This is a genomic window from Psychromonas arctica (genome assembly GCF_038155225.1).
GTDB lineage: Bacteria > Pseudomonadota > Gammaproteobacteria > Enterobacterales > Psychromonadaceae > Psychromonas > Psychromonas arctica_B.
The window spans coordinates 160,107-175,794 of the sequence record NZ_JBAKBA010000002.1 but is presented as its reverse complement, the minus strand read 5'-3'; the positions used below and the strand labels follow the sequence as shown (position 1 = coordinate 175,794).

10 protein-coding genes are annotated in these 15,688 nt (G+C 35.6%); 5 read left to right on the top strand and 5 right to left on the bottom strand.

The window, feature by feature from the left end; all coding sequences use genetic code 11:
- Positions 1 to 145 precede the first annotated feature (145 nt).
- On the bottom strand, positions 146 to 718 hold the full coding sequence (locus V6255_RS01935; RefSeq protein WP_341626631.1) for a TetR/AcrR family transcriptional regulator: 573 nt from the start codon (positions 716 to 718) through the stop codon (positions 146 to 148).
- Between the two features lie 281 nt (positions 719 to 999).
- Positions 1,000 to 2,013 carry an NADP-dependent oxidoreductase gene (locus tag V6255_RS01930; RefSeq protein WP_341626630.1) on the bottom strand — a complete coding sequence of 338 codons (1,014 nt, stop codon included), beginning with the start codon at positions 2,011 to 2,013 and terminating at the stop codon, positions 1,000 to 1,002.
- Positions 2,014 to 2,180: 167 nt separating this feature from the next.
- On the opposite strand from V6255_RS01930, the gene V6255_RS01925 reads away from it, so the two are divergent.
- Positions 2,181 to 3,089 carry a LysR family transcriptional regulator gene (locus V6255_RS01925; protein ID WP_341626629.1) on the top strand — a complete coding sequence of 303 codons (909 nt, stop codon included), beginning with the start codon at positions 2,181 to 2,183 and terminating at the stop codon, positions 3,087 to 3,089.
- Positions 3,090 to 3,140: 51 nt separating this feature from the next.
- Positions 3,141 to 4,013 (top strand): hypothetical protein, encoded by an 873-nt coding sequence (locus V6255_RS01920; protein WP_341626628.1) that lies wholly within the window; start codon positions 3,141 to 3,143, stop codon positions 4,011 to 4,013.
- Positions 4,014 to 4,204: 191 nt separating this feature from the next.
- Here the strand turns inward: V6255_RS01920 and V6255_RS01915 are convergent, their stop codons facing one another.
- A complete protein-coding gene (locus tag V6255_RS01915; protein WP_341626627.1) occupies positions 4,205 to 5,548 on the bottom strand; it encodes an MATE family efflux transporter in 1,344 nt (447 codons plus the stop codon).
- 178 nt (positions 5,549 to 5,726) lie between these two features.
- On the opposite strand from V6255_RS01915, the gene V6255_RS01910 reads away from it, so the two are divergent.
- Positions 5,727 to 8,444 (top strand): bifunctional acetate--CoA ligase family protein/GNAT family N-acetyltransferase, encoded by a 2,718-nt coding sequence (locus V6255_RS01910; protein WP_341626626.1) that lies wholly within the window; start codon positions 5,727 to 5,729, stop codon positions 8,442 to 8,444.
- A 231-nt stretch (positions 8,445 to 8,675) separates the two neighbouring features.
- Entirely contained in the window at positions 8,676 to 11,321 is a 2,646-nt protein-coding gene (pepN, locus tag V6255_RS01905) for an aminopeptidase N (protein ID WP_341626625.1), read from the top strand.
- A gap of 549 nt (positions 11,322 to 11,870) precedes the next feature.
- Here pepN and V6255_RS01900 read toward each other — a convergent pair.
- Together V6255_RS01900 and V6255_RS01895 are read right to left on the bottom strand one after the other, a co-directional pair.
- Positions 11,871 to 12,482, bottom strand: coding sequence for a hypothetical protein (locus V6255_RS01900; protein ID WP_341626624.1), 612 nt, complete (start codon positions 12,480 to 12,482; stop codon positions 11,871 to 11,873).
- A 169-nt stretch (positions 12,483 to 12,651) separates the two neighbouring features.
- Complete coding sequence (locus V6255_RS01895) at positions 12,652 to 13,170, bottom strand: DUF2062 domain-containing protein (RefSeq protein WP_341626623.1); 519 nt, start codon at positions 13,168 to 13,170, stop codon at positions 12,652 to 12,654.
- A gap of 33 nt (positions 13,171 to 13,203) precedes the next feature.
- On the opposite strand from V6255_RS01895, the gene V6255_RS01890 reads away from it, so the two are divergent.
- Complete coding sequence (locus tag V6255_RS01890) at positions 13,204 to 15,678, top strand: DNA internalization-related competence protein ComEC/Rec2 (RefSeq protein ID WP_341626622.1); 2,475 nt, start codon at positions 13,204 to 13,206, stop codon at positions 15,676 to 15,678.
- The last annotated feature ends 10 nt before the right edge of the window (positions 15,679 to 15,688 follow it).

Below are 15,688 nucleotides of genomic sequence, written 5' to 3'. Positions count from 1 at the left end.
TTCGCTATATAAGTAAAATGGTTAAAATTTATAAGTGATAATAGCTCTAGGTTTTAAGAGCCTTTCAAATAAAGTCTAAATCTTCTTATTTCTAAACGAATGGTTAGAAATAAGGTGTGGCTTTAGACGCTATTTTATTAATCGATTAGATCGAACTGAAAGTAATATCGATAAAGTCGTTAATTTCATGTAATGAATGCACTTTAGAAGCGCCAGATATAGCTTGTTTAGCAATGATCAGGTAATTCGCTTTTTTGGTGGCTGAAATTGTATCTTCCCCATCGAAAATTAATTTATCAATGAAAAGTTGTTTTTGATATTGAACAAAAGAATCTATCTCATTCAATATTTCTGCGTTTGTTTCGCCATTGACATGACCGCTAAGCTCAGTTCGAGTATTGCTCATTAAGCAACCTTTACTGCATATTGCATCTGTATACGTTGCGAGACAATCATAAAAATACTGTTTGATTGCTGCGCGACCATTGTTGCTATGCTTGAGTTTTATTACAACAGGTGACAGCTTATTTCGGTAGCATCTTAAACTTTGTAAAAAGACACCTTGTTTACTGCCGAAGCTAGAGTAGATAGAGAATTTATTAATGCCCATTGTCGATTCTAAAAGACTCATCGATGTATTCTCGTAGCCATTACGCCAGAAAAGCTCGGTCGCTTTTTCAATTACATCATTATCTTCATAATTTTTTTTACGGGCCATGGCTTACACCTAAATAGTGTTGTCTAATGTTATCTAAACAGTCGGTTAGTTATTAAATAGTCTAATCTTGTCAGTGAAATTTTCAAGGTTTTAATTTAACTTTATTCAATAAAGGAACTTGAGGGAGACATATATAGCGAAATGAAGTTTAAGTTAATCTTTACATTCAACCTTCGATTCAACCTCATATTCTCACATAGTCAGGGTACAAAAAAAAGGCTATACAAGCGTCTGTATAGCCTTAAATATAGTAACTGGTAATAGGTAATTACTATTCGGTATTATTTTTCATCATCAAATAGTTTAACAATCAATTTACCTTTATTTGCGCCTGTAGAGAATAAATTCAAGCCATCAATCGCTGATTCTAAACCTTCAAGTATATGCGAGCGGTGTTTAATTTGGCCTGCCATCACGTAAGGTGTTAGTTTTTCTAATAGCTCTGGTACTTTATGGAAGTGGTCTGGCATTGTAAAACCTTGGATAGTGATTCGACGTTTGATAACGTTTAACCAGCTTGGACCTGGAGCAGGCACATCGCTGTGATAATCTGAAATCAAACCACAGACTACGGCTCTACCATGAGCATTCATACGATCTATGATTAAGCTTTGAATTGGACCGCCAGTATTTTCAAAGAAAACGTCGATACCGTCGGGCGCTGCAATAGCTAATTGTTCATCAAGATCGTCACTTTTATAATTGATTGCCGCATCAAAACCAAGTTCGTTAACGATCCAATCTGCTTTCTCTTGGCTACCAACCACACCAATAACACGTAAACCTTCTGCTTTTGCTAATTGCCCCACAATAGAACCAACCGAACCTGCTGCGCCAGTGACAATTAAGGTTTCACCTTTTTGTGGTTTACCAACATTAAATAACCCTTGGGTAGCAGTTAAACCAGGTAATGCGAATACGGATAAAATACTTTCATCATCTAATGGGGCGGTTACTTTATTGAGCCCTTTGCCATCGCCTACATAATATTGTTGCCATCCCATCATCCCCATGACTCTATCGCCAACAGCAAAATCTGGATGATTACTGACAGTCACTTCACCAATACCAGAACTACGCATAACATCACCTAACTCAACTGGCGGGATGTAACTATTGGTATCTGGCGTCATCCAACCGAACATCGCTGGATCTAAAGACATATAATTTTGTTTGACCAGTATTTGTCCTGGTTCTATATTTGGAATTTCTTTTTCAACAATGTTAAACATCGAATTGTCGACATGGCCACCTGTGTGGTGTTTAACTAGATTTATTGCAGTAAATGTTGTCATTGCTTGTTCCTCTTGTTTAACCCAACACTGATTAAATGAATGTTGGTTGAAATCGATAAAACCATTATGCCGATTTTATAAGGTAAGATATATTGCCTAATTCGCTAATCTTTATTGTTATAAAGACAATAATAAATCAGTAATAAGATTACTCACCAAGGATTAATATGGATCAGTTACGTGCGCTTAAATACTTTGTTCAAGTTGTTGAAACAGGTAGTTTTACTAAAGCTGCCGCTGTATTTTCTGTGCCCCCTTCATCATTGTCTAGACGCGTTGCAGATTTAGAGAAGAGCTTAGGGGCTACATTATTAAAAAGAACAACACGTGTACTGACTTTAACTGAGATCGGAAAAAGTTATTACCAACAAGTTAGTGAAATTATTAAAACATTAGAAGTAACTGACGAATCAGTTCGTTCATATCAAACAACACCAATGGGTATATTAAAAATTAGTTCAACGGTAGGTTTTGGTGAGCAAATTTTATTACCTTTATTAGATGAGTTTTCTACTTTATATCCTCAAATTACCCTAAATGTGACATTAAGTGATGAGCTAACAACACTCGGTAGAGATGAAGTCGATCTCGCTATTAGAGGTGGGTATGCGCCTGATGAACGAGTGGTCGCGATTAAATTAATGGATAATAATTTCATTCCTGTGGCCGCAACCTGTTATTTAAAAGAGTTTGGTTACCCAACGGATGCATTACATTTAAAGGAACATAAAGGTTTATACTTTAATACCCCGATCGGACCTACACCTTGGTTATGTGAAATAAAAGGGCAGTGGCGCGATGTCTCTGCTGAACCTTATTTAATGTCCAATAATGGTGATTGGTTATTGCAAAAAGCCATTGCAGGTAAGGGGATTTTAATGATGCCTCGTTGGGCATTAAGTGCTTACTTAGCAACAGGGCAGTTAGTTGAGTTAGATATTAAGCCTAGATTAACGGTTACTCAAAATCCTAATCTCGGGTTGTTTTTATTGTACCAAAAACAACATTATCAAGTACCTAAACTAAAAGCTGCTATCGACTTTTTAGTCGCAAGAATAAAAGCAATTAATGTCTAAGCTAAGTGAATAAGATGTAAGTTAACATATTAAAAATAAATATAGGTCAATATGGATTTTAATAATTTAATTGAAGAGCTTAAAGTAGCTTTATCTCAAGCGCCAAATTCATCTGAAAAATGGGGGAGTTGGCTAATCGAACAGCTAACGGTATTGAGTAATCACATTGCATTGTTTTTAATATTGATTTTGACATTGTTTGTTTTACAGCGATTAGTCTTTTTATTATCTGCTAAGATGTTGGGTGGTAAGGCTATCTACATAAGTGCATGGATAGGCACGCCTATTCATGAACTGTCTCATGCATTATTCTGCTTTGTGTTTGGCCATAAAATCCAACGGGTTGTGTTATTCAATCCTGATAAACGTGGCACCTTAGGCTATGTGACTCATTCTTATAATAACCGTAATTTATGGCAGGTAATGGGTAACTTCTTTATTGGTATTGCGCCTTTATTTGGTGGTTTATTAGGTCTCTATTTAGTAACTTGGCTGTTGATAGATGATGCGGTTAATTTGTTTCATTTATTACAATTTTCTGCTTTTAATGACTTAGCAACGGTACAGTTATCACAGCTTACTACACTGAATAATCAGATCATTCATTTTATCGAAAATGCCTATATTCTGTCGCCAGTTAAAGTCGCTATATGGGCCTATTTATGTGCCGCTATTAGTTTGCATTTATCTCCTTCTAAAGAAGATTTAAAAGGGGCTTGGGTTGGGTTTATTATATTTATTGTGCTGTGTTTATCATTAATGATGCTTAATCAAATATTACAATTAAGCTGGTTTTCTAGTTTGAAAAATATCATCAATATGACATCAATGCTGTATTTTATTGGTATTATTCTCGCGAGTTTTTTACTTCTATGCTTATTTTTTTGTAAAGGTATTTCTTTAACTATTACTGGTAAATGGTAATCACTATATAAAATGTCAGTGACGACAAAATACAAAAATATAATAGACAAAAATATAATAGACAAAAAGTAAAAAGGCGTTGAATAGAGAGCCTCTAATCAACGCCTTTATTGGTTTTATTCTGAGTGCCAAATAAAATACTAAATACTAAATGTAAAGTAGTAGGCAAAGAATACTTTAGCTAATACTCATTATGCAAAACGTATTTTTTGTATCACATAAAGTCGTTGACCTAATAAGATTGCAGCAACGGTTAATCCGACCGTAATGCCTATCCAAAAACCTACTGCGCCTAAAGGTTCAGTTAATAAATCAGTCATTCCTAATACATAACCTAGTGGTAAACCTACAATCCAATAAGAGATGAAAGTACGGGTAAAAATAGCATTCATTTCTTTATAACCACGTAAAGCCCCAGCTGCAACGACTTGTATTGCATCAACACATTGATAAATAGCAGATAAAAGAATTAAGGTTATTGCGAGGTCAATGACTTCTTTGTGATCGGAATATAACAAGGCAATCTGCTCTTTAAAGATTACCGTGGAAAGGGCGGTGATAATGGATGCGCCTAAACCAATAGCAAAACCCGCATAACTGGCTTGTTTTGCACCATTATCGCTTTTATTGCCTAAGTTGAAACCTACTCTAATACTGACGGCATTAGCGATACTCATTGGTAACATAAAAATCATTGAAGAGAAGTTAATTGCAATTTGATGTGATGCAACAACATTCGCCCCTAATGGAGCGACTAATATTGCAATAGCTGCAAAAATAGTGACCTCAAAAAACATTGCAACAGCAACAGGTAACCCCAATTTACTGATGGATAATATATGCTTCATGTCAGGTTTAGTAAAATTGATAAACAGTGGGTAATGTCTTAGTTTCTTTGTGTAATAAACATATCCGGCTAATGCCATGCTCATTAACCAATAAACAATGGCAGTTGCAACGCCACAACCCGCACCACCCATTGCTGGTGCTCCCCATTCACCATATACAAACATCCAGTTTAATGGAATGTTAACTAGTAGCCCTAAAAAGCCAATCACCATTGCTGGTTTAGTCAGTGATAGACCTTCAATATAGTTACGTAACGCTTGAAACAATAAGAACGCTGGAATGGCAAAGATCATGGCATATAGGTATTTTACTGTGATCAATGCAAGTAACTCTTCTATATCCATCAATTTCATTAACATGCCGGCATTAAATAAGATCACACCAATCGGTATAGACAGCAATAAGGCAAGATACAGACCTTGCTGGCCTGTTTTAGGAATTTGTTCTAGTTCATTGGCGCCATGTGCTTGTGCAGTTAGTGGCACAACAGCCATTAAAACACCCACGCCAAAAAGAATACAGGGTAACCAAATACTTGATGCGATTGCAACTGCAGCCATATCAGTAGAACTCACTCCACCTGCCATGACAGTATCAACAAAACCCATTGCAGTTTGTGCAAACTGGGCAATAAATAAAGGAACACTGAGCTTGATGATTTTTTTAGATTCAATAAAAAAAGGCACTGCTAACTCCACTAAAGGAAAAATTATGGAGTGTATGTCGCGCGTTAACAGGGTGCAATTGAATTCGTAAATAATATTAAATGATAGGCCTCTTATTTTCTTTAAAAAACAAAGCAGAATTCATTTTAAAGAGTAGACTTGATACTCTTTATTTTTGATAATATTAGGTGAATTTGTTATGAGTTTGCAGCTACTTAAACACTTTTTTAATCCTCAATCGATCGCCGTTATTGGCGCTTCGGTGAATATAAAACGTGCCGGTTATTTAGTCATGAATAACTTACTAGCTGCTGGGTTTAATGGCCCTATAATGCCGGTCACACCTAAGTACACTTCTGTACATGGTGTACTTGCTTATAAACAGGTTAATGATTTACCAATTGTGCCTGATTTAGCGGTTATTTGTACTAACGAGTTCCGTATTCCAGAGATACTTATTGCGCTTGCTGAAAAAGGTTGTGCTGCTGCGATTATTGTTACCACTGAAAGTGATCCGGTAATCTCAAAAAGTATTTATGACATTGCAGCTGCCAATAAAATTCGTCTATTAGGGATGAGCAGTTTAGGTATTATCAATCCTCATAATTTAGTTAATGCAAGTTTGGCTCATTGCAATGCGTTACCTGGCAATATCGCTTTTATTTCTCAATCTGCTGCAGTGTGTACGACGGTATTGGATTGGGCAACGAGTAAAGGCATTGGTTTTTCTGCTTTTGTTTCATTAGGTGATGCACAAGATATCTCTTTTGCAGAGTTGTTAGATTATTTAGCGCGTGACTCTAAAACACAGTCCATTTTGTTATATATCGATAATATTGATAATGCTCGTGAATTTTTATCTGCGGCACGTGCCATTTCACAGCATAAAACTGTATTGGTGATTAAATCAGGTAGTTCTGTATTAGGAGCAAAAGCGGCTGCCTTACATACGCGTGGCGCCTATGGTCATGATAGTGTTTATGATGCTGCATTCAAACGTGCCGGTATGTTGAGAGTACATGATTTTCATAAACTGTTTGCTGCAGTAGAAACCTTAGCTTATTCAAATTATTTACACGGAGAACGCCTCGTAATCATCAGTAATGGTGGCGGTTTAGGTATTTTAGCCGTTGATAATTTAGTAGAAGAAGGAGGACGATTAGCTGAATTAGATGAACCTTTAATGGATAAACTTAACGCTTGTTTACCCAGTAACTGGTCGCATAATAATCCTATTGATATGATTGGAGATGCTGATCCGAAACGCTACGCGACTGCTTTAACACACTTGATGGACAGCGATAAAGTGGATGCTGTCTTAATAATGCATTCACCTTCTGCGTTATCAGACAGTGAAGAAACGGCGCAAGCGATTGTCGATGCTATTAATAAGCACCCTAAACGTAAACAAATTAATATCTTAACCAATTGGACCGGTGAAGCAGCGGCTAGACCAGCAAGACACATCTTTGCCAATGCTAAAATTCCAACGTTTAGAACCCCCAATGGCGCGATCACGGCTTTTATGCATTTGGTTCAATATCGCCGTAATAAAAAATTATTAATGGAAACGCCAACTAGTTTACCTGACCATCTTGTTTATGATGCGCAAGCCGCTGCCGAGTATATTCAACAAAATCTCATAGAACGCGGTGATTTTGAGTTAGATAAATCAGTTAAGTTAAGTACTTACTGCACTAAACCTTTATTAGATGCTTACCACCTCAATACGATTGATACCCATATTGCTTTAGATATTAGCGAAGCGATTGAAAAAGCTAAGATCATTGGCTATCCATTAGCCGTTAAAATCAACTCGCCCAATATTCAATTTAAATCTCAAGTGCACGGTGTGATGTTGAACATCAATAATGCTCGTGAACTGGACTCAGCATTAAAGTCAATCACCGATCGAGTTAAAGCTGCATTACCTGATGCTGAATTAACAGGCTTTACGTTGCAGAAAATGGTCGCTTCAGGATTGGCCTTAGAATTACGAGTGATGATTAAGCAAGATGCTATTTTTGGCCCTGTTATTGCGATTTCTCAAGACAGTGATGGAAGAGACTTACAAACTACGTTAGAAAATGCTGTCGTCGCTTTGCCGCCTCTTAATATGGCATTAGCAAGATACCTTGTAATTCAAGGTATTAAAGATAAAAAAATCAAGGTTAAACAACATGCCAAAGACTTTGATATGCAAGCCGTGTGTTTGATGCTGACGCAACTGTCACAAATGTTATTAGATAACCCACAAATTAATGATTTAGATTTAAATCCAGTGTTAGTTTCCGGTAAAGATGTCACGATTGTTGATAGCCAAGTGACATTGATTCCAAGTGATTTAAATTTACCTTGCCGTTTTGCTATTAGTCCATACCCAAAGCAATTAGAAGAAAAAGTCACATTAAAAAACGGTATTAGGATATTACTACGTCCGATTATTGCAGAAGATGAAGCAAGGCATCATGTTTTTGATAATGGCTTAAGCAAAGAAGATCGATATAAACGTTATTTTTCCCAGCGTGGGTCAATGACACACGAAGAGATGGCGATGTTAACGCAAATAGATTACGAGCGAGAAATGGCCTTTATTGCGATACGAATTGATCAACAAAATGAAGAACAAGAAATATTAGCTATTATTCGTGCATCGACCGATCCGGATAATATAGAAGCTGAATTTGGCATGATAGTGAGTGCAGAGTTACAAGGGCTTGGGTTAGGATCTATTTTGTTGAAAAAGCTAATAAGCTATCAGAAAAATAAAGGCACTCAATACCTTGCTGGCATGACTATGCTTAGTAATACGGGCATGGCGATGTTAGCCAAGAAACTAGGTTTTAGTATTGAACGAGATATTGAAGAGGGAATTATCAATATGCACATGGAACTAAAAAAAATGCCATCAGTCTGATATTCAAAGAACAATAACGATAGTTATGGTCATCATTGTAATAATAAATATGTTCTACACCATCACCGTAACCACAACGATAATAATGATCATGTTGTAAAACTCATGACATTAAAAAATTATTGTTAATATCAATAAGTGTCGAGGTTTTATGCAAATAAGGCTTAGTAATTATTGAGCCTTCTTGTATATTAACAGTATTAATTTTCCTGATTTAAGAGTGCAAAAATAATGAGCAATTCAGACTCTCTCGTAGAAGAAGTTATTGAAAGAAATCCACAAGAAAAACACCTTAGCGATTACCGCCCATCAGATTATACGATTTCAACCATTGATCTTGAGTTTGACTTGTTTGACCATCAAACAAAAGTACAAGCTATTTCTCAAGTACAGCGAGTTAGCAAAGAAGTCACTCCATTATTCTTGTTTGGTGAAGCATTAAATTTAGTGTCTATTTTAGTTGATGATGTTGATTACACTGACTTTGAATTAGTGAAAGACGGAATAGTTATTAACCATTTGCCTACTTCATTCAAATTAGAAATTAATACTGAAATTGATCCTGCTAAAAACCATGCATTTGAAGGTTTATATAAGTCTGGTGATGCATTCTGTACACAATGTGAAGCGGAAGGTTTTCGTCGCATCACTTACTATCTTGATCGTCCTGATGTACTGGCTAAATTCAGTACTAAAGTGATTGCAGATAAAACGCTTTACCCTTATTTATTATCTAATGGTAACCAAGTGGATCAAGGCGATCTAGACGCGGGTCGACATTTTGTAAGCTGGGTTGATCCTTTCCCTAAACCTGCTTATTTATTTGCGTTAGTCGCTGGTGACTTTGATTTAGTAGAAGACAATTTTATTACTAAAAGCGGGCGTGATGTTAAGTTAGCGATTTTTGTTGATAAAGGTAACTTAGATAAAACACAGCATGCGATGCTTTCTCTTAAAAAATCAATGCAGTGGGACGAAGAACGTTTTAATTTAGAATATGATTTAGATATTTATATGATTGTGGCTGTTGATTTCTTCAATATGGGCGCAATGGAAAATAAAGGCTTAAATGTCTTTAACTCTAAATTTGTATTAGCGAATCAACAAAGTGCAACAGACCAAGATTACTTAGGTGTGGAAGCGGTTATTGGACATGAATACTTCCATAACTGGACCGGTAACCGTATTACTTGTCGTGATTGGTTCCAGTTAAGCTTGAAAGAAGGGTTAACGGTATTCCGTGATCAAGAGTTTAGCTCAGATTTAGGGAGTCGTAGCGTTAACCGTATCGCTAATGTGATGACCATGCGTGATCACCAGTTTGCTGAAGATGCGGGTCCAATGTCACATCCTATTCGTCCTGAAAGTGTGATGGAAATGAACAACTTCTATACCTTAACCGTGTATGAAAAAGGATCTGAAGTTATTCGAATGTTGCATACTTTACTAGGTGAAGAGAAGTTTCAGAAAGGCATGCAACTTTATGTACAGCGCCATGATGGACAAGCTGTGACGTGTGACGACTTTGTCGCTGCGATGCAAGATGCAAGTGAAATCGATTTAACGTTATTTAAACGTTGGTATTCTCAGTCGGGCACTCCGCAGGTATTTGTAACCGACCATTACGACAGTGTTAATCAAACTTATCAAATTACCTTTAAACAAAAAACCTTACCAACGGCTGACCAAAAGAAAAAATTACCGTTGCATATCCCTATTGATATCGAACTGTTAGACAGTAATGGTAATTCACTTGAGTTATTAGAAGGCAAAAAGAATCGCGTCCTAAGTTTAACGCAAAAAGAACAAACCTTTGTGTTCAAGCATATCTTAAGTAAACCAGTACCTTGTTTATTCCGTGGTTTCTCTGCTCCTGTAAAATACCAATATGCGTACACTGATGAGCAACTGTTAGATATTATGAGTTTTGCTAGCGATGAGTTTTCTCGTTGGGATGCAGGGCAAACGCTATTTAACAAATATTTAGTTAAGAATGTAAAAGCATTGCAAAGTGGCGGGGCATTATCATTACCAGAGATTTTCATTGATGGTTTTAAGTCAGTATTAGTCAGCGAAACATTAGACCCATCTTTAGTGGCTGATATGTTTGCTTTCACTAGTGAAAATGGTGCTCGTGAATTATTTGAACAAGTCGATATTGATGCTATTCATAATGCGCGTGATTTTATGTTAAAAGAAATTGCGACCAAATTACATGAATTATTTGTTGATACTTATTTACGCCATAACCAACTTAAAGCTTATCAACCAAATATCGATGATATTGCTAAACGTAAACTAAAAAACAGTGCATTATCATTCATTGCTCGTGTTGATAAAAAAGTTGCTGATGAGTACGTATTAGCACAGATTGCATCATGTAATAACATGACGGATTATCTTGGTGCTTTAAATGCTGCAAACAGTGGTTTATTACCTTGTCGTGCTGCTGTGATGCAAGCTTTTGATGATAAATGGTTTGAAAATGGGTTAGTGATGGATAAGTGGTTTGTGTTACAAGCTAGTATGCCTTCTGATAATGTGTTAGATAACATTGACGCATTATTTAATCATCGTAGTTTTGATTTTAATAATCCTAATCGTTTGCGTTCATTAGTAGGGGCGTTTGCTCAGACAAATACTTACCGTTTCCATCATGTTGATGGAAGTGGTTATGCTTTCCTTACTGATCAATTAATCAAATTGAATAGCCAAAACCCACAAGTGGCTTCACGTTTAATAACACCGTTAATTCAATTTAAAAACTTAGATCAGGTGCGTATTAAATTGATCAAAGCTGAGTTAAATCGTTTATTAGCACTGCCTGATTTGGCCGTTGATTTATACGAAAAAGTGACTAAAGCTTTAGCTCAATAAATGACTTTATAAACAGACTCTATATTCGCTTATAGAGTCTGCCTTTTTAAGCCTTTCTAATACTGTTAGAAAGGCTTTTTTGATCGACAATCTTTATACCAACTCCGATAAATAGCTGATCTATTTTACTTGCTAAAACAACTCACTTATTTGTTGTAAATGTTGTAAAGGAGGCAACCATTTACTTCAATTTGTGTCTCGAATTGAATTGTTTTTTCTACGCCAAATTTAGATCACATACTTAACGTAATTGGTATTATTATTAAATAGTTTTTTCTTAAAAATAGTTCAAAGTAGAAGAGGAGTTTGATTAAGTCTGACATAATTTAAACTGAATAGATTAAAGTAATGAGTGGCACTGGTTGAGCTAAGAAAGGTTATAAAAAGCGTATTAAATAAATTGATTGTAGAAGTTAAATCAGCAGAAGGAGATACGAGTGAGGTATATTGTATGAAACCTTTTACATTTTAAGTCTTAACAAATGACTTATATTTAATAATGCAAAAGGTTTATTTAGCTTTTTAGTGAATTAGGAACTAACTCTAAGCTTAGAATTTGTATTCTATACCTGTTAAGATTTCGCCTTCTATTAAGTAACCATCAGAACAGTCATCACCACTACAGAAAGATTCACTATGTCCTTCACGTAGTAAAGTTGCATATACTCTTAAATCACTACGTAAAGCGAGTTGATCTGTGAATTGGTAACGAATACCTGCTGCCATACTAGCTGAAAAAGCAAGATTAGATTCGTATTTATTACCTTCAGGATTAATATAAGTGCCACCCAGTCCTAATGCAATACTCGTTGAAAATGGTGTTGTATTAGTAAACAAAATACGTCCACCTACATGTAAATATTGAACATAGATATCTTGATCGCCATCGGTACGTAAACTATTAGAAAACAGTAATTCACCTTCTGAGTTTTCTTTGTAATTCCAATTTAATGCAATTGCTTGTGAAAAATGAAGACCATCACCCGGATCATTTTCACCAGTTCCATCATCAAAATCGATGTCTAAACGTGAACCCAAAAAACCAGTAACAGTGACATAATCATTACTATACGGTTCTGCGCTAACTAATCTTTCGGCCAATACCGGTATTGAAAAAGTACTTAATACTAATGCTGATATGAGTTGTTGACGTATTTTCATGAAATATCCATATTATCAAATAGTGTTATTAACAATGAGCGACACTTTCACACATTGAATGAAATTGGTTTTACTATCAACAGGGTAAAGTAAATCCTGTTTAAATTCGAATTATTTATCTATTTTCTATCTATTCTTTGTCTATTTTGTTGATGTTGCTCTAGAGTTATTAGCGCTTTTTATAATATTTACGCTTTTTCCATTTTTGAATTGAGCTATAACGCCAAAATAACATCGCTCCCCAATAACCTAAAAAGGCACAAAGGCTACCAATGATCAAACAACCAACAAACAAGGGTGGAGCAATGGTTTCAAATGCATTGACTATCCAGTGGTATGAAAGTTTAAAATGGAAATCTAATAGTGGTTCTTGAAGAACAAAAGCACCTAACCGGTAAGCTCCATAGAATAATGGAGGCATAGTAATCGGGTTGGAAATCCATACGAGTGCCACTGATATCGGAAGATTAACAGAAAAAAACATAGCTAAAAATGCTGCTAATACCATTTGAAATGGCATAGGCATCCAAGCACAAAATAAACCCACAGCTACTGCACCAGCTGCGCCTCGTCTATTTAAGTGCCATAGATTAGGGTTTAGTAATTTAGACCCAAAATGTTTTAAATGCGGGTGAGCTTTTAATTTCTCTGGATTAGGGGTAAAACGTTTAATAAATTTTTTTGGCATATAATTAAGCTTTATCTACTCAAACGGGAAAAAATGCGCATAACAATATGGTTGTCTATTGTTACTTTTATTACCACACTTTATTGGCCACAGTTATTAGATGCTAGTGGCATGCTTAGTTGTGCGTTGGTTATTTTTGTTTTCATGTGCTGGCCAAGATGGCGATATTTAACCGTTATTCCATTAACTGCACTGTATTTCAGTTCCTTCGTATACATGACTTTCTTAGGAGGGTCTGTAGTACTCGTGAATCCGAGTAGTATCGCTCAAAACAAATATTTATTAAATAATAATAATCATAAATTATCTGTTAATTTTATACCGGGTGCACTTGCTGCTAAAGACAATAACATAACAGTGCATATTAAATCATTAATCAATACAAAAAATAGTGGTTATTTTGTTGCACGCATTACTGCATTCAATGATCAAACTTGTGATTTCTGTCCATTAATTGAGATGCGTTGGTTTAGACCTTCTTTGCAAGTGCAAGCAGGGCAAGTACACCAATTTAAAGTGAGATTAAAAGCATTACAAGGAAATGCAAACCCCTCTGGTTTTGATCGACAAAAATGGCGTTATTCACAACACATTGCTTATATTGCCAGTATTAAAGAGCATCTTAACGTAATAAATCCCGACATATCATTACGCGCTAAATTATATCAAAAAGTATTACAAGTGACTGATTCTATGTCACAACAAGGATCGCTTGTTGCACTTATTTTTGCGGAAAAAAGTTTAATGAGTATGACTGATAAAAATACAATTAAAGAACTAGGTATTGCCCATTTGTTTGCGATATCTGGGTTACACATTGGTTTGTTGTTTGTTTTCTCTTTTGTAATATTCAATGGGTTATTGAAAAGGTTATTACCGGGCAGACGTTTAGGCTGGTTTTCCTGGCGTTTAGTTAATGGGCTGGGGTTCTTTGTTTGCATTGGTTACGGCTATATATCGGGCTTTTCCTTACCCACTCAGCGTGCATTACTCATGTTGTTTTTAGGTGTGTTGATGTTATCTAGCAAGCGAAAAGTCAGTTTGTTAGATCTATTAGTACTGTGTTTTTGGTTAATGTTGTTGTTCGATCCTTTAGCTATTTTAAGTAGTAGTTTATGGCTTTCATTTGTTGCGATGAGTAGCATTCTTGCCTTCATTTGGGTAATGCATCGAACGGATAAAATAAACAACCAAGAGGTACCTTGGTGGAAAGTAATTCTACAAAGTACGATGACATTTATTAAAGGATTAGTTTTGTTACAGCTTGTATTAACCTTGTTTATGTTACCCATTCAACTTGTTAATTTTTCAGCGATTAGTCTTTTTTCTTTGTTCATTAATTTAATTGCTATTCCGCTTTTCTCTTGGTTGATTATTCCACTTACTTTATTAGGCAGTTTGATGTTGGTGATTATTGAACCTTTGGGTAGGTGGTTATTAAATGTGAGTAACTATTTATTAGAAAATTTCTTAACCTATGCAAGTCAATTCACGGTGGGTTACTTATCGATTTCAGATTTCACTATTTCGCTAATATTAAGTGTTGGGTTGTTTATTTTATTATTGTGTTTTTTATTTTTATTAAAACGATTTTTTATTATTAAGCCTATGCTATTAGTTCTTGTTACCTTTACTTACGTTGGCTTTATTATTCTTAGAATGGCGGAATTTGCATGGAATGAAAAACATACATGGCAGGTTGAGGTGTTTGATGTTGGACAAGGCCTAGCGATATTAGTTAAAAGTGAAGGGGAAGTTTTATTGTTTGACACTGGACCAAGCTATTCCTCTGATTATGCTGTTGCTAATTCAACTATTTTGCCTTATTTGAATGCACGTGGAATAAATGAGTTAGATTATTTATTTGTTAGCCACAGTGATAATGATCATGCAGGAGGAATGTTCGCAATACAGCAGAAACTACATATAAAAGAGACCTACGTTGGTGAAGCCGTATTAATGAATAATGAACGAATAATAAATGAAGGGGATTCCCAAAAATACAAACAATGTTTAGCAGGGCAATCTTTTAGACTAGGCAAACTAACGTTGAAGGTTCTTTCTCCTTCGAAGGTGGGTAAAAATAACAATGATAATTCCTGCGTAATAAAAATCAGTGATGGTCATAAAAGTGTTTTACTTACGGGAGATATTAGTAAAGTGGTAGAGCAAAAGTTGGTGAATGAAGATGTCAGTCAATATAAAAATAAATCGGAGTTACAGGCTGATATTTTAATTGCGCCTCATCACGGTAGTAAAACATCCTCCAGTCAGGCTTTTATTCAACAAGTCGAACCACAATGGGTCGTTTTTTCTGCAGGTTACAAAAATCGATGGAATTTCCCCATTTTATCGGTGGTTGAGCGCTATCAATTACTCAATGTTGAGCATTTAACAACCGCAAATACTGGATTTATTCGCTTTAATGTGGAAAATCAGCACATTGAAGTAAAAACTTATAGAGAAGATCTCGCTGCTTATTGGTATCATCGCCATCTTGCATTCTAAATCTATTATT